Consider the following 20044-nt stretch of genomic DNA (forward strand, 5'->3'; position numbering starts at 1 on the left):
GTGTCAGTGGAACTTTGGCAGCAGTGCGTGGAGCTTCTGCGCGATGAGCTGCCTGCCCAACAATTCAACACTTGGATCCGTCCACTACAGGTCGAAGCCGAAGGCGACGAGTTGCGTGTGTATGCACCCAATCGTTTTGTTCTGGACTGGGTCAACGAAAAGTACCTGGGGCGTGTTCTCGAATTGCTCGATGAGCACGGCAATGGCATGGCGCCTGCGCTTTCCTTATTAATAGGCAGCAAACGCAGTTCGGCACCTCGTGCCGCGCCAAATGCTCCACTGGCTGCCGCGGCTTCCCAAGCCCAGGCTGCCCAAGCGCCCGCCAGTCCGCCACCGCCAGCACCTGCTGCGACTTCGACCAAGCGTGCCACGCAAAAAGTGGCCGAGGTCACCGAGGAAGAACCTTCCCGTGACAGCTTCGACCCGATGGCCGGCGCCAGTTCGCAACAGGCTCCGGTTCGTGCCGAGCAACGTACCGTGCAGGTCGAAGGTGCGCTCAAGCACACCAGTTACCTGAACCGCACCTTTACCTTCGAGAATTTCGTTGAAGGTAAATCCAACCAGTTGGCGCGCGCCGCCGCCTGGCAGGTGGCAGACAATCCCAAGCATGGTTACAACCCGCTCTTCCTTTATGGAGGCGTCGGCCTGGGTAAAACCCACTTGATGCACGCTGTGGGTAACCACCTGTTAAAGAAGAACCCGAATGCCAAGGTGGTGTACCTGCATTCCGAGCGTTTCGTGGCGGACATGGTCAAGGCCCTGCAACTGAACGCGATCAACGAGTTCAAGCGCTTCTACCGTTCGGTGGATGCGTTGCTGATCGATGACATTCAGTTCTTCGCCCGCAAGGAGCGTTCCCAGGAAGAGTTTTTCCACACCTTCAACGCGCTGCTCGAAGGTGGCCAGCAGGTCATTCTCACCAGTGACCGCTACCCGAAGGAAATCGAAGGCCTTGAAGAACGCCTCAAATCCCGCTTTGGCTGGGGCCTGACCGTAGCGGTCGAGCCACCGGAGCTGGAAACCCGCGTGGCGATCCTGATGAAAAAGGCCGATCAGGCAAAGGTCGAGCTGCCTCACGACGCCGCGTTCTTCATTGCCCAACGTATTCGCTCCAACGTCCGTGAGCTGGAAGGCGCGCTCAAACGCGTGATCGCCCACTCGCACTTCATGGGCCGCGATATCACCATCGAGCTGATTCGCGAATCCCTGAAGGACTTGTTGGCGTTGCAGGATAAACTGGTCTCTGTGGATAACATTCAGCGCACCGTCGCCGAGTACTACAAGATCAAGATCTCCGACTTGCTGTCCAAACGCCGTTCGCGTTCGGTCGCTCGTCCGCGACAGGTCGCCATGGCGTTGTCCAAGGAACTGACCAACCACAGCCTGCCGGAAATCGGCGATGTGTTTGGCGGTCGCGACCATACGACGGTCTTGCACGCATGCCGCAAGATCAACGAACTTAAGGAATCCGACGCGGACATCCGCGAGGACTACAAGAACCTGCTGCGTACGCTGACCACTTGATGAACACCAGCGCAGCTAATTAAGGCAAGGGACTAGACCATGCATTTCACCATTCAACGCGAAGCCCTGTTGAAACCCCTGCAACTGGTCGCAGGCGTCGTTGAGCGCCGACAGACCTTGCCGGTGCTCTCCAACGTGCTGCTGGTTGTCGAAGGCCAGCAATTGTCGCTGACCGGTACCGACCTGGAAGTCGAGCTGGTCGGTCGTGTTCAACTCGAAGAGCCGGCGGATCCGGGTTCCATCACTGTGCCGGCGCGCAAGTTGATGGATATCTGCAAAAGCCTGCCGAACGATGCGCTGATCGACATCAAGGTCGATGAGCAGAAGCTCGTGGTCAAGGCCGGCCGTAGCCGCTTCACCCTGTCGACTCTGCCGGCCAACGATTTCCCTACCGTGGAAGAAGGCCCGGGTTCGCTGACCTGCAGCCTGGAGCAAAGCAAACTGCGTCGCCTGATCGAGCGCACCAGCTTCGCCATGGCCCAGCAGGACGTGCGTTACTACCTCAACGGCATGCTGCTGGAAGTCTCTGCCGGCGTGATCCGTGCCGTAGCCACCGACGGTCACCGTCTGGCCATGTGCTCGATGCAGGCAGATATCGGCCAGCCGGATCGTCACCAGGTCATCGTGCCGCGCAAAGGTATCCTCGAACTGGCGCGCCTGCTCACCGAGCCGGACGGCAATGTCAGCATCGTGCTGGGTCAGCACCACATCCGTGCCACCACCGGTGAATTCACCTTCACCTCCAAGCTGGTCGACGGCAAATTCCCGGACTACGAACGCGTTCTGCCGAAAGGCGGCGACAAGCTGGTTCTTGGCGATCGCCAGGCTCTGCGCGAAGCGTTCAGCCGTACCGCGATTCTGTCCAACGAAAAATACCGTGGTATCCGTCTGCAACTGGCCAGTGGTCAGCTGAAGATCCAGGCGAACAACCCGGAGCAGGAAGAAGCGGAAGAAGAAGTGGGCGTTGAATACAACGGTGGCTCTCTGGAAATCGGCTTCAACGTGAGCTACCTGCTCGACGTACTGGGCGTGATGACCACCGAGCAGGTTCGTCTGATCCTGTCCGACTCCAACAGCAGCGCGCTGGTGCAGGAATCGGATAACGACGACTCGGCCTACGTTGTCATGCCGATGCGTCTGTAATCATGCTCAGCAGAAGCTAGATGTCCTTAAGTCGCGTCTCGGTCACCGCGGTGCGCAATCTGCACCCGGTGACCTTCTCCCCCTCCCCCCGCATCAATATTCTTTACGGCGCCAACGGCAGCGGCAAAACCAGTGTTCTGGAAGCCATCCATCTGCTGGGGCTTGCCCGTTCGTTTCGCAGCACCCGCCTGTTGCCGGTCATTCAATACGAACAGCTTGCCTGTACGGTCTTTGGCCAGGTTGAACTGGCAGAGGGCGGGCAAAGTGCCTTGGGAATTTCCCGGGATCGCCAAGGCGAATTCCAGATCCGTATCGATGGGCAGAATGCGCGTAGCGCCGCGCAACTGGCAGAGATCCTGCCACTGCAACTGATCAATCCGGACAGCTTTCGATTGCTGGAAGGTGCGCCGAAGATTCGCCGACAGTTTCTCGACTGGGGCGTGTTCCACGTGGAACCGCGCTTCATGTCAACCTGGCAGCGCTTGCAGAAGGCCCTGCGCCAGAGAAACTCTTGGCTGCGGCATGGTACACTTGACGCCGTTTCGCAAGCGGTTTGGGACAGGGAACTGTGTCAGGCCAGCGCTGAAATTGATGAATACCGCCGCGCTTATATCAAAGCCTTGAAACCAGTCTTTGAACAAACCTTGAGCGAACTGGTTGAGCTTGAAGGCTTGACGCTCAGCTATTACCGCGGCTGGGACAAGGACCGTGAACTGAGCGCTGTGCTTGCCGGGTCTCTGCAGCGAGACCAGCAAATGGGGCATACCCAGGCCGGACCACAACGTGCTGATTTGCGTCTCAGACTGGGCGCGCACAACGCCGCGGACATCTTGTCCCGTGGCCAGCAGAAGTTGGTGGTTTGCGCATTACGGATTGCCCAGGGGCACCTGGTCAGCCAGGCTCGACGCGGTCAGTGTATTTATCTGGTGGATGACTTGCCGTCCGAGCTGGACGAGCACCACCGTCGCGCGCTTTGCCGCTTGTTGGAAGACTTACGCTGCCAGGTATTTATCACCTGTGTAGATCACGAATTATTGAGGGAAGGCTGGCAGACGGAAACGCCAGTTGCTCTGTTCCACGTGGAACAGGGCCGTATCACCCAGACCCACGACCATCGGGAGTGAAGGCATTGAGCGAAGAAAATACGTACGACTCAACGAGCATTAAAGTGCTGAAAGGCCTGGATGCCGTACGCAAACGTCCCGGTATGTATATTGGTGATACCGACGATGGCAGCGGCCTGCACCACATGGTGTTCGAGGTGGTCGACAACTCGATCGACGAAGCGCTCGCCGGCTACTGCGACGACATCAGCATCATCATCCACCCGGATGAGTCCATCACCGTTCGCGACAACGGCCGTGGCATCCCGGTAGACGTACACAAAGAAGAAGGCGTTTCGGCAGCCGAGGTCATCATGACCGTGCTGCACGCCGGCGGTAAATTCGACGACAACTCCTACAAGGTTTCCGGCGGTCTGCACGGTGTGGGTGTGTCGGTAGTTAACGCCCTGTCGGAAGAGCTGGTCCTGACCGTTCGCCGTAGCGGCAAGATCTGGGAACAGACTTACGTCCACGGTGTTCCGCAAGAACCGATGAAAATCGTTGGCGACAGCGAAACCACCGGTACACAGATCCACTTCAAGGCTTCGAGCGAAACCTTCAAGAACATCCACTTCAGTTGGGACATCCTGGCCAAGCGGATTCGTGAGCTGTCCTTCCTCAACTCCGGTGTCGGTATCGTCCTCAAGGACGAGCGCAGCGGCAAGGAAGAGCTGTTCAAATACGAAGGCGGCCTGCGTGCGTTCGTTGAATACCTGAACACCAACAAGACCCCGGTCAACCAGGTGTTCCACTTCAACATCCAGCGTGAAGACGGCATCGGCGTGGAAATCGCCCTGCAGTGGAACGACAGCTTCAACGAGAACCTGTTGTGCTTTACCAACAACATTCCGCAGCGCGACGGCGGTACTCACCTGGTAGGTTTCCGTTCCGCGCTGACGCGTAACCTGAACACCTACATCGAAGCCGAAGGCCTGGCGAAGAAGCACAAGGTCGCCACCACCGGTGACGACGCCCGTGAAGGCCTGACCGCGATCATTTCGGTGAAAGTGCCGGATCCGAAGTTCAGCTCCCAGACCAAAGACAAGCTGGTGTCTTCCGAAGTGAAGACCGCGGTCGAACAGGAAATGGGCAAGTACTTCTCCGACTTCCTGCTGGAAAACCCGAACGAAGCCAAGCTGGTCGTCGGCAAGATGATCGATGCGGCCCGTGCCCGTGAAGCGGCACGTAAGGCCCGCGAGATGACCCGTCGCAAGGGCGCGCTGGACATCGCCGGCCTGCCGGGCAAACTGGCCGACTGCCAGGAAAAGGACCCTGCCCTGTCCGAACTGTACCTCGTGGAAGGTGACTCCGCGGGCGGCTCTGCCAAGCAGGGACGTAACCGCAAGACCCAGGCGATTCTGCCCCTCAAGGGTAAAATCCTGAACGTCGAGAAGGCACGCTTCGACAAGATGATCTCTTCCCAGGAAGTGGGCACCTTGATCACTGCGCTGGGTTGCGGCATCGGTCGCGAAGAGTACAACATCGACAAGTTGCGCTATCACAACATCATCATCATGACCGATGCTGACGTCGACGGTTCGCACATCCGCACCCTGCTGCTGACCTTCTTCTTCCGTCAGTTGCCGGAGCTGATCGAGCGTGGCTACATCTACATCGCTCAGCCGCCGCTGTACAAAGTGAAGAAAGGCAAGCAAGAGCAATACATCAAAGACGACGACGCCATGGAAGAGTACATGACGCAGTCGGCCCTGGAAGATGCGAGCCTGCACCTGAACGAGGATGCACCGGGAATCTCCGGCGAAGCCCTTGAGCGTCTGGTGAATGACTTCCGTCTGGTGATGAAGACCCTCAAGCGCCTGTCGCGCCTGTATCCACAGGAACTGACCGAGCACTTCATCTACCTGCCGGCTGTCAGCATGGAGCAACTGTCCGATCACGCAGCGATGCAGGATTGGCTGGCCCAGTACGAAGTGCGTCTGCGCACCGTCGAGAAGTCGGGTCTGGTCTACAAGGCCAGCCTGCGTGAAGACCGTGAGCGTGGCGTGTGGCTGCCAGAGGTCGAACTGATCTCCCACGGCCTGTCCAACTACGTCACCTTCAACCGCGACTTCTTCGGCAGCAACGACTACAAGACGGTTGTTTCCCTGGGCGCTCAACTGAGCACCCTGCTCGACGATGGCGCGTACATCCAGCGTGGCGAACGCCGTAAATCGGTCACCGAGTTCAAGGAAGCCCTGGACTGGCTGATGGCCGAAAGCACCAAGCGTCACACCATCCAGCGATACAAAGGTCTGGGCGAGATGAACCCGGATCAGCTGTGGGAAACCACCATGGACCCAAGCGTGCGCCGCATGCTGAAAGTGACCATCGAAGACGCCATTGGCGCGGACCAGATCTTCAACACCCTGATGGGTGATGCGGTCGAACCTCGTCGCGACTTCATCGAAAGCAACGCCCTGGCGGTGTCCAACCTGGACTTCTGATCCCGGTCGACGCAAACGAAAAGGCCAATGCATCCGCATTGGCCTTTTTTATTGCCCGCGTTTCACTCACTCGCCGGCGTCACACTCTCCAATCGATACCCATACCCATAAATCGTCAGCAACTGCCAACCGCGATCCGCCGTCAGCCCCAGCTTGTTGCGAAGGCGATAGATGTGCGTATCCAGCGGTCGTGACGACGACATTTCTTCATGGGGCCACAATCGTTCGTACAGGTAGTCTCGCGACAGCGGTCGACCGAGGTTGCTGAACAGGCAATGCGCCAAGCGGTACTCGCGTTCGGTCATGACGATCGGTTTGCCGTCGCGAGTGACGGTCAGCCCGGCGTCGTCGAAAACCAGATCATTGAAGCTCAACCCCTCGCTAGCTGCGCGCTGCTGTCCATGTCGGCGCAGGACTGCGCCAACACGGGCCTTCAGTTCATTGGGGCGGAACGGTTTGCTGACGTAGTCATCGGCGCCGGCATTCAGGGCCTGAACGATATCGCTTTCGCTGTCGCGACTGGTGAGCATGATTGTCGCAGGCGGCGTTTCCATGTGTTCGCGGGTCCATAGCAGCAATGAAAAACCTGTGAGGTCGGGCAGTTGCCAGTCGAGGATCAGCAGGTCGAAGGTTTCCCGACGCAGTTGACGCATCAGCTCTTCGGTCCGTTCGAAGCTGTGCAGCGACCACGGCTGCTCTCCGGCTTCGGCCATTTGTTGCAGGGTTTGTTCGACCCGGAGTAATTCGGCGGGCTCATCGTCCAGAATCGCAACGCGCATACACGGTGATTCCTTGTCACTTGGGCTGCTGTTTATCGACGATAGCGGCTCAATCTATACAGTGAAAGCAAGCGGCCCACCGTTGGTCGCGGCGTCCGCTATGATTCTTGAGTCGACACCTTAGACGCAGGAACCATGAATCCATTCACTCAGCCCTGCCCTGTTGGCCATGTTTGACCAACGCCATGAAAGCCGGGAGCCAAGCCAGGTACAGCGATTGTTTCGGCAATTGGTGCGCGAGTGGTTGTGGATAAGTCTTGTGCTGTTGCCGCTGACGACACTGCTGTCCTACCGCGCGCAAGTTAACCTGGACGATGCATTCCCTGGCTTGAGCGCATTGCTTTCCCTTGGTCTGGTGACGTGCGTACTCGGGCTGTTGCTGTGGCGTCCGCGCCTGGCGCTCTGGCTGACGCTTACGGGGATGGCGTGTGCGTTGCTGACCAGTGCCGGCCTCGCGGAGTTCAAGAGATGGTGGTGGTCACCGACGCCTGCACTGTTGGGGATGCTATTTGGTTATCTGATCTGGAACTGGCGGCGCCTCAGTGTGGTGTTGACCTATTTCGGTTGGGAATTGGCGCGGCTGGACAGCGAGCCGAAAGTGTTTCCGGAGCGCCGTCGTGCCCAGTACTCCGGTGGCGACCGTCTGCAGAAACAAATCGTGGCGCTGGAACAAGCCATGAGCCTGACCCGTGATACCCACCGATTCATCGCCGATGGCCTGGAATACTTGCCGGTGGCGACGTTGATCAGCGATCCCCAGGGGCAGATCCTGCTCGGCAACCGCAAGGCCCGTGACCTGTTTGGTGGGGATCTGGTCGGCGATGATGTGCTGGAACGACTCAAACAGCTCGGTTATCCGGATATGAACCGCAGGCCGGGTTCGCCCTTATCGACACTGCCGCTGCTGGAGTTTCGCGACCTCAAGGAACGCAGCCTGCGTCTGGAGCGTGCCGGGCTATTACCGGTAGATGGTGAGATTCCGGTCGGCTGGCTATGGAACCTGACTGATTTGAGTGTTGAACGCGAGGCGGAGGAGCAGCGCGCGGTCCTGTTGCGGTTTCTGTCTCACGACCTGCGGGCGCCTCACTCGGCCATCCTCGCGTTGCTCGATGTCCATCGTCATCAAGTGGGCGGCGATTCGCCGCTCTTTGATCAAATCGAGCTACAGGTACGCCGGGCCCTGGAACTGACTGACGGTTTCGTTCAACTGGCGAGGGCGGAGTCCGAGGCTTATCAGTTTCAGCCGAGCCTGTTTGCGATGCTGGTGCTGGATGTGTTCGATCAGGCGCTGCCCATCGCGCAGTTGAAACAAATCGAACTGGTTCATCAAGTGGAAGAGCAGGCACAGGAAAGTCTGGTACTGGCGGATCAGTCGCTGCTGACCCGGGCATTGTTCAATCTGCTGGAAAATGCCATCAAGTACAGTGTTTCCGGTACTCGTATCCGTTTGCACGTCAGTCAACACGACAACTGGCTGATCTGTGAGCTCATCGATCAGGGCAAAGGCATCGCCGCCGAGGAGTTACCTGAACTGTTCAGCCAATACCGGCGCTTTTCTTCCGCCCAGGGTATCGATGGCGTGGGGTTGGGATTGTCGATGGTCAAAGCCGTTGTGGATCGGCACGGCGGGCGAATCGAGTGCCGGAGCGAGGTGGGTCAGGGCACGACATTCAGGCTGCAATTTCCGTTGTTTATGCAATGAAAGCGAACGATCCAGGTTGCTCGATCATGTCGGCAATCAACAATTGCTCCGGGCATAAAAAAACCGGCTATATCAGCCGGATTCTTTACGTCCAAAAAATACTTATGCACGTTTTTATGGTTTTTATCATCCAAATAAATATGTAAAAAAATCATAAGGTTACGTACAAATAACGACGGTTTTCAATGAAACGGTACACAGGTTATCCACAGAATCTCAGACAGCCACCTGATCGTTTGATACCGGCGCTTGCGGAGCCGGTGGCAGCGAGCCCATTTCCCGTTGCATCTGCTCGTTCCACGCCTGGACCCGGTCGTTCAATTCAGCAATGGCTCGTGGTCCTGTGCCTTCGGCATACATCGGTGCGCCAATGATCACAGTGATGACACCCTGCTTTTTCGCCCAACCGGTTTTCGGCCAGAACTTGCCTGCGTTGTGCGCAATCGGCAGCACGGGCAATTCGGCGTTGACCGCCAGTGCGCTGCCACCGCGCGAGAATTTTCCGATGGTGCCGTAAGGAACGCGCGTGCCTTCGGGGAAGATCAGCACCCAGACATTGTCCTTGAGCAACTCATCACCTTTTTGCGCCACATGCTTGAGCGCGGCTTTCGGGTTGTCGCGATCGATGGCGATCGGTCGCAACATGGCCATGGCCCAACCGAAGAACGGCACATAGAGCAACTCACGCTTGAGCACCTGGCTTAGCGGTGAGAAGTAAGCGGAGAGAAAGAACGTCTCCCACGTGCTTTGGTGGTTCGACTGAATGACGCAAGGCTGTTCAGGTACGTTCTCGGCACCCTTCACTTCGTAGCGGATACCCAGAAACACTTTGCTCAGCCACAAGGCGCAGCGGCACCAATACACGTTGATGAAGCGATAACGTGCCTTGAAAGGCAGAAACGGCGCGATAAAAAAGCTCAGGCTGCACCACAGCAAGGAGCTGGTGCCCAGCAGCAGGTAAAAGAGGAAGGTTCTGATGGCCTGCAATATCGACATGGTGACGTTTACCGTTGCGGGAGTTGCCCGTCCTATATAAAGCGCACTTCCCTTTCATCCATGGTCAGGATCAATCGAAGCGCACACTTACTCAAGGGCATTTGTGGATAAGTTCTGCGGCAATCGCCGCCAGATCGTCAAAAATCAATGTGCCAACCGGAAGGGTCTTGCCCAAAGTCTTTTCGCCTTTCCCGGTCTTTACCAAAACTGGCTGTGAATCGACGGCTTTGGCTGCTTCCAGGTCACCAAGGCTGTCGCCGACGAACCAGAGATCGGTCAGCGACACGTTGTAATGAGCGGCGATGGTTTTCAACATCCCGGGTTTCGGCTTGCGGCAATCGCAGCCTTCGTCCGGCCCGTGGGGGCAGTAGACGATCAGGCCGACTTCACCGCCCTGCTCCGCCACCAGCGCGCGCAAGCGCTCGTGCATGGCATCCAGGGTGGCGAGGTCGTAATAGCCGCGAGCGATGCCCGACTGGTTGGTAGCGACCGCTACCGTCCAGCCGGCCTTGCTCAACTGCGCGATGGCTTCGATCGAGCCGGGAAGTGGGATCCACTCCTCCACCGACTTGATGTAAGCGTCGGAGTCGTAATTGATCACCCCGTCCCGATCGAGAATCAGCAGTTTCAACAGCAACTCCTCAGCCCAGCAGCGAAATGTCGGCGACGCCGAGGAACAACCCACGCAGACGCGCCAGCAATGCATAACGGTTGGCGCGGACTTTTGCGTCCTCCGCGTTGACCATCACGGCTTCGAAGAACGCATCCACCGGCTCGCGCAGTGCAGCCAGGCGTGCCAGGGATTCGCTGTACTGACGCAAGGCGGCCATCGGTTGCACAGCCTGGTCAGCCTGCTGGATCGCCGAGTACAGGGAGAACTCGTTGGCATTGTCGAAGTACTTGGCTTCCACGACGGTAGGCACCGAGCCTTCGACCTTGCTCAGCAGGTTCGACACTCGCTTGTTCACGGCGGCCAGGGCAGCGGCTTCCGGCAGTTTGCGGAAGGCCTCTACCGCTTGCACGCGCTGGTCGAAGTCCAGGGCCGAGCCAGGCTTGAGGGCACGCACCGACAGGTAGGTGGCAACGTCGACGCCTTCGTCCTCGTAACGGGCACGCAGACGGTCGAAGATGAATTCCAGCACCGAGTCATTGAGGCCGGCAGCCTTGACCTTGGTTCCGAACGCATCCACGGCGAAAGCCACGGCGTCGGTCAGGTCCAGGTCCAGTTGTTTCTCGATCAGGATGCGCAGCACGCCCAGTGCGGCACGGCGCAGGGCATACGGATCCTTGCTGCCGGTTGGCAGCATGCCGATGCCGAAGATACCCACGAGGGTATCGAGCTTGTCGGCGATGGCCACGGCCGCACCGGTCAGGGTGCCGGGCAGTTCAGCGCCAGCACCGCGCGGCATGTACTGCTCGTTCAGGGCCAGTGCGACATCTTCCGGCTCGCCGTCGTTGAGGGCGTAGTAGTAACCGGCGACACCTTGCATCTCCGGGAACTCGCCGACCATCTCGGTCGCCAGGTCGCACTTCGACAGCAGGCCCGCACGGGCTGCCCACGCAGCGTTGCCGCCGATGCGCTGAGCGATGAACGCGGCCAGCCTGGATACGCGCTCGGCCTTGTCGTAGACGCTGCCGAGTTTTTCCTGGAACACCACGTTCTGCAGGCGTTGGTTGAAGTCTTCGAGTTTCTGCTTCTTGTCTTGCTTGAAGAAGAACTCGGCGTCGGTCAAGCGTGGGCGAACCACTTTCTCGTTACCGGCGATGATCTGCTGCGGGTCTTTGCTTTCGATGTTGGCCACGGTAATGAAACGTGGCAGCAACTTGCCGTCGGCGTCCAGCAGGCAAAAGTACTTCTGGTTGTCCTGCATGGTGGTGATCAGTGCTTCTTGCGGTACGTCGAGGAAGCGCTCCTCGAACGAGCACACCAGCGGCACCGGCCATTCGACCAACGCGGTCACTTCATCGAGCAGGGCTGGCGGAACGATTGCCGTACCTTCCTGGCGGGTGGCCAGTTCTTCGGTGCGCTTGCTGATGATCTCGCGACGTTCGTTGGCGTCGGCCAGCACGTAGGCGGCACGCAGGTCGGCCAGGTAGCTGGACGGCGAACCGATGCGCACGCTTTCCGGGTGATGGAAGCGGTGACCACGGGAATCACGGCCGGCCTTCTGGGCGAGGATGGTGCAGTCGATGACCTGGTCACCGAGCAGCATCACCAGCCATTGGGTCGGACGCACGAATTCTTCCTTGCGCGCGCCCCAACGCATGCGTTTCGGGATCGGCAGGTCGTTCAGGGAATCTTCGACGATGGTCGGCAGCAGGCTCGCGGTCGGCTTGCCGGCGATGCTCTGGCTGTAGCGCAGTTTCGGGCCGCTCTGGTCGATTTCGCTCAGCTCGACGCCGCACTTCTTGGCAAAACCCAGGGCCGCCTGGGTCGGGTTGCCTTCGGCATCGAAAGCCGCCTGGAGTGGCGGACCGTCGAGGTTGATGCTGCGATCCGGCTGCTGGGTGGCCAGTGCGGTGATCAGCACGGCCAGGCGGCGCGGGGCGGCGTAAACGGTTTTGGTTTCGTAGTTCAGGCCGGCAGCTTGCAGGCCCTTGTCGATACCGGCGAGGAACGCCTCGGCCAGGGTGTTCAGGGCTTTGGGTGGCAGTTCTTCAGTGCCCAGTTCAACCAGAAAATCCAGAGCACTCATTGTGCAGCCTCCAGCTTGGCCAGTACTTCATCACGCAGGTCCGGGGTTGCCATCGGGAAGCCCAGCTTGGCGCGAGCCAGCAGGTAGGCTTGCGCAACGGAACGCGCCAGGGTGCGTACACGCAGGATGTATTGCTGACGCGCAGTCACCGAGATCGCCCGGCGCGCATCCAGCAGGTTGAAGGTATGGGAAGCCTTCAACACCATTTCGTAGCTCGGCAACGGCAGCGGCTGGTCGAGCTCGATCAGGCGCTTGGCTTCGCTTTCGTAGAAATCGAACAGTTCGAACAGCTTGTCGACGTTGGCGTGTTCGAAGTTGTAGGTGGACTGCTCCACTTCGTTCTGGTGGAACACGTCGCCGTAGGTCACTTTGCCGAACGGGCCGTCAGCCCAGACCAGGTCGTAGACCGAGTCCACGCCTTGCAGGTACATGGCCAGACGCTCGAGACCGTAAGTGATCTCGCCGGTCACCGGGTAGCACTCGATGCCGCCCGCTTGCTGGAAATAGGTGAACTGGGTCACTTCCATGCCGTTGAGCCACACTTCCCAGCCCAGACCCCAGGCGCCGAGGGTCGGCGATTCCCAGTTGTCTTCGACGAAGCGGATGTCGTGGACCAGCGGGTCCAGGCCAACGTGCTTGAGGGAGCCCAGGTACAGTTCCTGGAAGTTGTCCGGGTTCGGCTTCAGGACGACCTGGAACTGGTAGTAGTGCTGCAGACGGTTCGGGTTTTCGCCGTAGCGGCCGTCAGTCGGACGGCGGCTTGGCTGCACGTAGGCGGCGTTCCAGGTTTCCGGGCCAATGGCGCGCAGGAATGTTGCAGTGTGGAAAGTGCCGGCGCCTACTTCCATATCGTAGGGCTGAAGTACCACGCAACCTTGCTCGGCCCAGTATTGCTGGAGGGCGAGGATCAAGTCTTGGAAGGTACGCACGGCTGGCGTAGGCTGGCTCACGAAATTCACCTGTTTCTTGGGCTGCGATTTAAAGAGCGGGAGTATACCCGATTCATGGCTGCGCACGCCCCCTGGAGCCTTATGCCACGCTGCTTTTGGTGTTCCGAAGATCCGTTGTACATGGCTTATCACGATCAGGAGTGGGGCACGCCGCTACGCGATGCGCAGGGATTGTTCGAGTTGCTTTTGCTCGAAGGGTTCCAGGCCGGGCTTTCCTGGATCACCGTGCTGCGCAAACGCGAGCATTATCGTCAGGTGATGTTCGGTTTTGATGTGCAGCGCGTGGCGCAGATGAGCGATGCCGAAATCGACGGGTTGATGCTCGATCCGGGCATCATCCGCAACCGCCTCAAGCTCAACGCGGCCCGGCGCAATGCCCAGGCCTGGCTGGCGCTGGAGGACCCGGTGGAATTTCTCTGGTCGTTCGTCGGAGGCAAGCCTGTGATCAATCATTTCAAGGATCGCAGCGAAGTCCCGGCCGTGACGCCGACTGCCGTGGAAATGAGCAAAGGCCTGAAAAAAGCCGGTTTCACGTTCGTCGGGCCGACCATTTGCTACGCGCTGATGCAGGCCTCGGGAATGGTCATGGATCACACCCGCGATTGCGACCGCTACGCGCAGCTGGCGAACGGCGGTTAGAATGGCCGCCTCGCGCACAGCACAAGATCAGGAGTGACCTGTGGATAAGTTTAAAGGCGCCTTGCTGGTAGGCGCTCTGCGGCTGTTTGCCCTGCTTCCGTGGTGGGCCGTGCAGGCCGTGGGCTCGGCGATTGGCTGGGTCATGTGGAAAACCCCGAACCGTTCCCGCGACGTGGTACGGATCAATCTGTCCAAGTGCTTTCCGGACATGGACCCCGCCGAGCGCGAGCGCCTGGTCGGGCAGAGCCTGAAAGACATCGGCAAGTCCCTGACCGAAAGCGCCTGCGCCTGGATCTGGCCGGCCCAGCGCTCCATCGACCTGGTGCGCGAAGTCGAAGGCCTCGACGTACTGAAGGACGCCCTCGCCTCCGGCAAAGGCGTGGTCGGCATCACCAGCCACCTGGGCAACTGGGAAGTGCTCAATCACTTCTACTGCAGCCAGTGCAAACCGATCATTTTTTACCGTCCGCCCAAATTGAAGGCGGTGGATGAATTGCTGCAAAAGCAGCGGGTGCAGTTGGGTAACAAGGTCGCTGCTTCCACCAAGGAAGGCATCCTCAGTGTCATCAAGGAAGTGCGCAAAGGTGGTGCAGTGGGCATTCCTGCTGACCCGGAACCGGCCGAATCCGCCGGGATCTTCGTGCCGTTCTTCGCCACTCAGGCGCTGACCAGCAAGTTCGTGCCGAACATGCTGGCCGGCGGCAAGGCGGTCGGCGTGTTCCTGCACGCCCTGCGCCTGCCGGACGGTTCAGGTTACAAAGTGATCCTCGAAGCCGCGCCAGAGGCCATGTACAGCACCGATACAGCGGTGTCCTGTGCGGCCATGAGTAAAGTGGTCGAGCGTTATGTCGGGGCCTACCCGAGCCAGTACATGTGGAGCATGAAGCGCTTCAAGAAGCGTCCACCAGGTGAAGAGCGTTGGTACTGACTGACTTGGCACACTCTGTGGATAACCTGTAGGAGCGAGCTTGCTCGCGATGGACGTTAACGATGACGTGGGCTGCCAGGTTGAACGCGGCGCCCTGGCATCCATCGCGAGCAAGCTCGCTCCTACACGTATCCACAACCGTTCATCAAAGGGCGCAGAAGATGTCCGAACACCGCAAGTCATTTCGCATCAAGATCAGTCACGAAAGCTTCGGCGATTGCCTGGGCCAGACACGCAACCTGTCGACCACCGGCGTGTACGTCAAGCATCCGAAACTGTCGGCGCTGCCCCGGGGCGCGGTGGTCTACGGACAGGTGCAGGACTTACCCACAGGCGCGCCGCGGGTACGCATGGAAGTGGTGCTGGTCGATGCCGAGGGCATCGGTTTGCGTTATCTCTGATCAGTGCGCCTGGCGTTCGAGCTTCTTCAGGAACACCGTCATTTCCTTCTCGGCCTGCTTGTCGCCATGGCCGCGAGCAGCTTCCAGGCCCTGCTCCCAGGCCTGCCGCGCGGCTGCAAAGTTCGCCTGCGCCAGATGGGCCTTGCCCAGTAATTTCCATGCTGCCGAATACTTTGGATCGAATTCGACGCAGCGTTGAAAATGCTCCGCAGCCTTGGCGTTCTCCCCCAGATCCAGATAACCCTTGCCCAGGCCGAAGCGCAGCAAAGCGTTATCCACACCCTTGGCGAGCATTTTTTCCAGGGATTCGATCATGGTGGATTCCTTGCCTGAGGCATGTCAGGGGTTGATTTGTTGTAGGAGCGAGCTTGCTCGCGATGAACCTGAGAGCGACGCGGGGTGTCTGGTTTCCAGCATTACCGTTGACGACCATCGCGAGCAGGGCTCGCTCCTACAAAGGCAGGCCAGCGCTAAATCCGCATCAGAAGAAGCTAAGCCCTACATGGAACAGCTTCTCCACATCGCGAATATGCTTTTTATCCACAAGGAACAAAATCACATGGTCGCCCGTTTCGATCACGGTGTCATCGTGGGCGATGATCACTTCTTCGTCGCGGATAATCGCACCGATGGTGGTCCCCGGCGGCAGGCCGATGTTCTCGATGGCCTTGCCGATCACCTTGCTCGATTTCGCATCGCCGTGGGCAATCGCCTCGATGGCCTCCGCCGCGCCCCGGCGCAGTGAGTGCACGCTGACGATGTCGCCCCGGCGCACGTGGGCCAGCAAGGTGCCGATGGTCGCCAGTTGCGGGCTGATGGCGATGTCGATGTCGCCACCCTGGATCAGATCGACGTAGGCCGGGTTGTTGATGATGCTCATCACCTTCTTCGCACCCAGGCGCTTGGCCAGCAGCGACGACATGATGTTGGCTTCGTCGTCGTTGGTCAGGGCGAGGAACAGATCCGCGTCGGCGATGTTCTCTTCCAGCAGCAGGTCGCGGTCCGAAGCGCTGCCCTGCAACACCACTGTGCTGTCGAGGTGGTCCGAGAGATGACGGCAGCGTGCCGGATTCATCTCGATGACTTTTACCTGATAACGGCTTTCGATGGCCTCGGCCAAACGCTCGCCGATCTGCCCGCCACCGGCGATGACAATGCGTTTATAGGTTTCGTCGAGACGGCGCATTTCGCTCATGACCGCGCGAATGTTGGCTTTGGCAGCGATGAAAAATACTTCGTCGTCGGCCTCGATCACCGTGTCGCCTTGCGGCAGGATCGGCCGGTCACGACGGAAAATCGCCGCAACGCGGGTCTCCACGTTTGGCATGTGTTCACGCAACTGCCGCAGTTGCTGACCCACCAGTGGCCCGCCGTAGTACGCCCGCACCGCCACCAGTTGCGCCTTGCCTTCGGCGAAGTCGATCACCTGCAGGGCGCCCGGATGCTCGATCAGGCGCTTGATGTAGTTGGTAACCACTTGTTCCGGGCTGATCAGCACGTCCACCGGAATCGCTTCGTTCTGGAACAACTGCTCTTCGCGGGTCAGGTACGCGGCTTCGCGCACCCGGGCGATCTTGGTCGGGGTGTGGAACAGGGTGTGGGCGACCTGGCAGGCGACCATGTTGGTTTCATCGCTGTTGGTCACGGCGACCAGCATGTCGGCGTCATCGGCCCCGGCCTGGCGCAACACCGTCGGGAATGAGCCGCGACCTTGTACGGTGCGAATGTCCAGGCGGTCGCCAAGGTCGCGCAGGCGCTCGCCATCGGTGTCGACCACAGTAATGTCGTTGGCTTCACTGGCCAGGTGTTCCGCCAGCGAACCGCCAACCTGCCCTGCACCCAGGATGATGATTTTCATCCACTCACTCCATTGAATCCATTTAACCGCGCGCAGCGGCGATCTTGATCAGCTTGGCGTAGTAGAACCCGTCGTGGCCGCCTTCCTGGGCCAGCAACTGTCGACCATGTGGCTGCTTGATTCCCGCCGCCGTGGCAAGGTCCAGCTCACGGGCACCTGGTGTGCGGGCAAGGAAGGCTTCGATGACTTCAGTGTTCTCGGTCGGCAGTGTGGAACAGGTGGCGTACAACAGAATGCCGCCGACCTCCAGCGTGCTCCACATGGCGTCGAGCAACTCGCCTTGCAGCAGCGCCAGCGCGGCGATGTCGTCGGGTTGGCGGGTCAGCTTGATGTCCGGGTGACGACGAATCACGCCGGTGGCCGAACAGGGTGCGTCCAGCAGGATGCGCTGGAACGGCTTGCCATCCCACCACGCCTGAGTGTCGCGACCGTCGGCGGCAATCAGCTCGGCGCTCAGTTTCAGGCGTTCGAGGTTTTCCCGCACCCGCACCAGGCGCTTGGCTTCCAGGTCTACCGCCACGACGCCGGCCAGTTCTGGCTCGGCTTCGAGAATATGGCAGGTCTTGCCGCCCGGTGCGCAGCAGGCGTCGAGCACCCGTTGGCCCGGTGCCAGATCCAGCAGATCAGCGGCCAGTTGTGCGGCTTCGTCCTGCACGCTGATCCAGCCATCGGCGAAACCCGGCAGGCCGCGCACGTCGGTGGCCGCTTCGAGCACAATGCCGTCGCGGCTGTAGACGCACGGCGTGGCGGCGATACCGGCATCCGTCAGCAAACCGAGGTAGGCATCCCGGGTGTGATGGCGACGGTTGACCCGCAGGATCATCGGCGGATGCGCGTTGTTCGCCGCGCAAATGGCTTCCCACTGCTCCGGCCAGAACGCCTTCAGGGATTTCTGCAACCAGCGCGGGTGCGCGGTGCGCACCACTGGATCGCGTTCCAGCTCGGCGAAAATCGTTTCGCTCTCGCGCTGGGCGTTGCGCAGCACAGCGTTGAGCAACGCCTTGGCCCAAGGCTTTTTCAGCTTGTCGGCGCACCCGACGGTTTCACCGATGGCGGCATGGGCGGGGACGCGGGTATAGAGCAACTGATAGAGACCGACCAGCAACAGCGCCTCGACATCGGCGTCGGCGGCCTTGAACGGTTTCTGCAGCAGCCTGGCCGCCAGCGCCGACAAGCGTGGCTGCCAGCGTGCGGTGCCGAACGCCAGGTCCTGGGTGAAGCCGCGATCACGGTCCTCGACCTTGTCCATCTGTGTAGGCAGTGAACTGTTGAGCGATGCTTTTCCGTTCAGGACAGCGGCAAGTGCCTTGGCGGCGGCCAGACGCGGATTCATTGAGCGTCCGCCGCTTGGCCGAGGACGGTGCCGATGGCGAATTTCTCACGGCGGCTGTTGAACAAGTCGCTGAAGTTCAGCGCCTTGCCGCCAGGCAATTGCAGGCGGGTCAGGCACAAGGCCTGTTCGCCGCATGCGACGATCAGACCGTCCTTGCTGGCGCCGAGGATTTCACCCGGGGCGCCTTTGCCTTCGGCGAGGTTCGCGGCCAGCACTTTCAGGGCTTCGCCATTCAAGGTGCTGTGGGTGATCGGCCACGGGTTGAAGGCGCGGACCAGGCGCTCCAGCTCAACTGCCGGGCGAGTCCAGTCGATGCGTGCTTCGTCCTTGTTCAATTTGTGCGCGTAGGTGGCCAGGCTGTCGTCCTGGACTTCGCCCTCGAGGGTTCTGGCGGCGAGGCCGGCAATTGCCTGGACCACGGCCGGCGGGCCCATTTCGGCGAGTCGATCGTGCAGGCTGCCACCAGTGTCTTCGGCACTGATCGGGGTGGTGACCTTGAGCAGCATCGGCCCGGTGTCGAGGCCGGCTTCCATGCGCATCACGGTCACGCCGCTTTCGGCGTCGCCCGCTTCCACGGCGCGCTGGATCGGCGCTGCACCACGCCAGCGTGGCAGCAGCGAGGCGTGGCTGTTGATGCAACCCAGGCGCGGAATATCCAGCACCACTTGCGGCAGGATCAGGCCGTAGGCGACCACCACCATCAAGTCCGGTTTCAGCGCAGCCAGTTCCGCCTGGGCGTCTTCGTTGCGCAAGGTGGGCGGCTGCAGCACCGGGATGTTGTTTTCCAGCGCCAGCTGCTTGACCGGGCTCGGCATCAGTTTTTGCCCGCGACCGGCCGGACGATCCGGTTGGGTGTAGACCGCGACGACCTCATAAGGGCTGCTCAGCAGGGCCTTGAGGTGTTCGGCGGCGAATTCCGGGGTGCCGGCAAAGACAATGCGCAGTGGCTCAGTCATGGGTGACGTCTCTTGAAAAGAAAAAGGCTTGCCGCAGCAAGCCTTTGAAGATGGGCATCAGGCGTTCTGGCGATGAAGCTTTTCCAGTTTCTTCTTGATGCGGTCGCGTTTGAGCGTGGACAGGTAATCGACGAACAATTTGCCGTTGAGGTGGTCGCATTCGTGCTGGATGCACACGGCGAGCAAATCTTCAGCGATCAGTTCGTAAGGCTGGCCGTCGCGGTCCAGCGCCTTGACCTTGACCCGTTGCGGGCGATCGACGTTTTCGTAGAAACCCGGCACCGACAGGCAGCCTTCCTGATACTGGCCCATCTCGTCGGTCAGCGTTTCGAGCTCTGGGTTGATGAACACTCGAGGCTCGGTGCGGTCTTCGGAGAGGTCCATCACGACGATACGTTTGTGCACGTTGACCTGGGTCGCGGCGAGGCCGATGCCAGGCGCTTCATACATTGTTTCAAACATGTCGTCGACCAACTGACGCACTTCGTCGTCCACTACGGCCACTGGCTTGGCGATAGTGCGCAGACGCGGATCAGGGAACTCGAGGATGTTTAAAATGGCCATAAGCTTGATTAGTGCACGTGTGAAGTAA

At 59.8% G+C, this 20044-nt stretch carries 18 protein-coding genes; 8 read left to right on the top strand and 10 right to left on the bottom strand.

From position 1 onward, the window contains the following. From dnaA to gyrB, 4 genes are read left to right on the top strand one after another with little or no spacing between them, the layout of a single operon-like run. Positions 1-1524 carry a chromosomal replication initiator protein DnaA gene (gene dnaA / locus AC06G5_RS00005; protein WP_413422954.1) on the top strand — a complete coding sequence of 508 codons (1524 nt, stop codon included), beginning with the start codon at positions 1-3 and terminating at the stop codon, positions 1522-1524. Between the two features lie 39 nt (positions 1525-1563). Beyond that, positions 1564-2667 (top strand): DNA polymerase III subunit beta, encoded by a 1104-nt coding sequence (gene dnaN, locus AC06G5_RS00010; RefSeq protein WP_007969885.1) that lies wholly within the window; start codon positions 1564-1566, stop codon positions 2665-2667. A gap of 20 nt (positions 2668-2687) precedes the next feature. Then, on the top strand, positions 2688-3791 hold the full coding sequence (gene recF / locus AC06G5_RS00015) for a DNA replication/repair protein RecF (protein ID WP_095943030.1): 1104 nt from the start codon (positions 2688-2690) through the stop codon (positions 3789-3791). 5 nt (positions 3792-3796) lie between these two features. Next, positions 3797-6214 (top strand): DNA topoisomerase (ATP-hydrolyzing) subunit B, encoded by a 2418-nt coding sequence (gene gyrB / locus AC06G5_RS00020; protein ID WP_111283364.1) that lies wholly within the window; start codon positions 3797-3799, stop codon positions 6212-6214. A 62-nt stretch (positions 6215-6276) separates the two neighbouring features. Here the strand turns inward: gyrB and AC06G5_RS00025 are convergent, their stop codons facing one another. Further along, positions 6277-6993: a response regulator transcription factor gene (locus AC06G5_RS00025; protein ID WP_413422957.1), complete on the bottom strand. Its 717-nt coding sequence runs from the start codon at positions 6991-6993 to the stop codon at positions 6277-6279. Between the two features lie 169 nt (positions 6994-7162). Here AC06G5_RS00025 and AC06G5_RS00030 point away from each other — a divergent pair, with 169 nt between their 5' ends. Further along, positions 7163-8695: a sensor histidine kinase gene (locus tag AC06G5_RS00030; RefSeq protein ID WP_413703790.1), complete on the top strand. Its 1533-nt coding sequence runs from the start codon at positions 7163-7165 to the stop codon at positions 8693-8695. A 216-nt stretch (positions 8696-8911) separates the two neighbouring features. Here the strand turns inward: AC06G5_RS00030 and AC06G5_RS00035 are convergent, their stop codons facing one another. From AC06G5_RS00035 to glyQ, 4 genes are all read right to left on the bottom strand, one after another. Further along, positions 8912-9691: a lysophospholipid acyltransferase family protein gene (locus AC06G5_RS00035; protein WP_413422961.1), complete on the bottom strand. Its 780-nt coding sequence runs from the start codon at positions 9689-9691 to the stop codon at positions 8912-8914. 91 nt (positions 9692-9782) lie between these two features. Further along, the gene (gene gmhB / locus AC06G5_RS00040; protein ID WP_177323565.1) at positions 9783-10328 is read right to left on the bottom strand and encodes a D-glycero-beta-D-manno-heptose 1,7-bisphosphate 7-phosphatase; all 546 of its coding nucleotides are present in this window, start codon (positions 10326-10328) and stop codon (positions 9783-9785) included. A 4-nt stretch (positions 10329-10332) separates the two neighbouring features. Then, positions 10333-12387 carry a glycine--tRNA ligase subunit beta gene (gene glyS, locus AC06G5_RS00045; protein WP_413422964.1) on the bottom strand — a complete coding sequence of 685 codons (2055 nt, stop codon included), beginning with the start codon at positions 12385-12387 and terminating at the stop codon, positions 10333-10335. Continuing rightward, positions 12384-13337, bottom strand: coding sequence for a glycine--tRNA ligase subunit alpha (gene glyQ, locus AC06G5_RS00050; protein ID WP_003187265.1), 954 nt, complete (start codon positions 13335-13337; stop codon positions 12384-12386). Before glyQ ends, glyS begins: the two co-directional genes overlap by 4 nt. Positions 13338-13418: 81 nt before the next feature. On the opposite strand from glyQ, the gene tag reads away from it, so the two are divergent. The 3 genes from tag (at position 13419) to AC06G5_RS00065 (ending at position 15305) form a co-directional block, all read left to right on the top strand. Further along, positions 13419-13976, top strand: a complete 558-nt coding sequence (tag, locus tag AC06G5_RS00055; protein ID WP_413422966.1) for a DNA-3-methyladenine glycosylase I — start codon at positions 13419-13421, stop codon at positions 13974-13976. A gap of 40 nt (positions 13977-14016) precedes the next feature. Further along, positions 14017-14904 (top strand): lysophospholipid acyltransferase, encoded by an 888-nt coding sequence (locus AC06G5_RS00060; RefSeq protein WP_413422968.1) that lies wholly within the window; start codon positions 14017-14019, stop codon positions 14902-14904. Between the two features lie 161 nt (positions 14905-15065). Beyond that, positions 15066-15305, top strand: coding sequence for a PilZ domain-containing protein (locus AC06G5_RS00065; protein WP_111283366.1), 240 nt, complete (start codon positions 15066-15068; stop codon positions 15303-15305). On the opposite strand, the gene AC06G5_RS00070 is transcribed toward AC06G5_RS00065, so the two are convergent. The 5 genes from AC06G5_RS00070 to def all read right to left on the bottom strand — a co-directional run bounded on the left by AC06G5_RS00070 (position 15306) and on the right by def (position 20016). After that, the gene (locus tag AC06G5_RS00070; protein ID WP_413422970.1) at positions 15306-15620 is read right to left on the bottom strand and encodes a tetratricopeptide repeat protein; all 315 of its coding nucleotides are present in this window, start codon (positions 15618-15620) and stop codon (positions 15306-15308) included. It lies immediately after the preceding gene. Between the two features lie 166 nt (positions 15621-15786). Beyond that, on the bottom strand, positions 15787-17163 hold the full coding sequence (trkA, locus tag AC06G5_RS00075; protein ID WP_413422972.1) for a Trk system potassium transporter TrkA: 1377 nt from the start codon (positions 17161-17163) through the stop codon (positions 15787-15789). A gap of 22 nt (positions 17164-17185) precedes the next feature. Next, a complete protein-coding gene (rsmB, locus tag AC06G5_RS00080) occupies positions 17186-18496 on the bottom strand; it encodes a 16S rRNA (cytosine(967)-C(5))-methyltransferase RsmB (protein WP_413422974.1) in 1311 nt (436 codons plus the stop codon). Beyond that, positions 18493-19452: a methionyl-tRNA formyltransferase gene (gene fmt, locus AC06G5_RS00085; protein WP_413422976.1), complete on the bottom strand. Its 960-nt coding sequence runs from the start codon at positions 19450-19452 to the stop codon at positions 18493-18495. The genes rsmB and fmt overlap by 4 nt, the downstream gene beginning before the upstream one ends. Positions 19453-19509: 57 nt before the next feature. Continuing rightward, the gene (def, locus tag AC06G5_RS00090; protein ID WP_111283203.1) at positions 19510-20016 is read right to left on the bottom strand and encodes a peptide deformylase; all 507 of its coding nucleotides are present in this window, start codon (positions 20014-20016) and stop codon (positions 19510-19512) included. Between the last annotated feature and the right edge of the window lie 28 nt (positions 20017-20044).

This window comes from Pseudomonas sp. WT-JTC (genome assembly GCF_056711565.1).

Excerpts from the sequence above, each read along its gene's own strand:
- def (WP_111283203.1), bottom strand. The coding sequence starts at position 20,016 with ATGGCCATTTTAAACATCCTCGAGTTCCCTGATCCGCGTCTGCGCACT.
- AC06G5_RS00065 (WP_111283366.1), top strand. The coding sequence starts at position 15,066 with ATGTCCGAACACCGCAAGTCATTTCGCATCAAGATCAGTCACGAAAGC.
- glyS (WP_413422964.1), bottom strand. The coding sequence starts at position 12,387 with ATGAGTGCTCTGGATTTTCTGGTTGAACTGGGCACTGAAGAACTGCCA.
- AC06G5_RS00025 (WP_413422957.1), bottom strand. The coding sequence starts at position 6,993 with ATGCGCGTTGCGATTCTGGACGATGAGCCCGCCGAATTACTCCGGGTC.
- rsmB (WP_413422974.1), bottom strand. The coding sequence starts at position 18,496 with ATGAATCCGCGTCTGGCCGCCGCCAAGGCACTTGCCGCTGTCCTGAAC.
- AC06G5_RS00035 (WP_413422961.1), bottom strand. The coding sequence starts at position 9,691 with ATGTCGATATTGCAGGCCATCAGAACCTTCCTCTTTTACCTGCTGCTG.
- recF (WP_095943030.1), top strand. The coding sequence starts at position 2,688 with ATGTCCTTAAGTCGCGTCTCGGTCACCGCGGTGCGCAATCTGCACCCG.
- dnaN (WP_007969885.1), top strand. The coding sequence starts at position 1,564 with ATGCATTTCACCATTCAACGCGAAGCCCTGTTGAAACCCCTGCAACTG.
- trkA (WP_413422972.1), bottom strand. The coding sequence starts at position 17,163 with ATGAAAATCATCATCCTGGGTGCAGGGCAGGTTGGCGGTTCGCTGGCG.
- AC06G5_RS00070 (WP_413422970.1), bottom strand. The coding sequence starts at position 15,620 with ATGATCGAATCCCTGGAAAAAATGCTCGCCAAGGGTGTGGATAACGCT.
- fmt (WP_413422976.1), bottom strand. The coding sequence starts at position 19,452 with ATGACTGAGCCACTGCGCATTGTCTTTGCCGGCACCCCGGAATTCGCC.
- AC06G5_RS00030 (WP_413703790.1), top strand. The coding sequence starts at position 7,163 with ATGTTTGACCAACGCCATGAAAGCCGGGAGCCAAGCCAGGTACAGCGA.
- tag (WP_413422966.1), top strand. The coding sequence starts at position 13,419 with ATGCCACGCTGCTTTTGGTGTTCCGAAGATCCGTTGTACATGGCTTAT.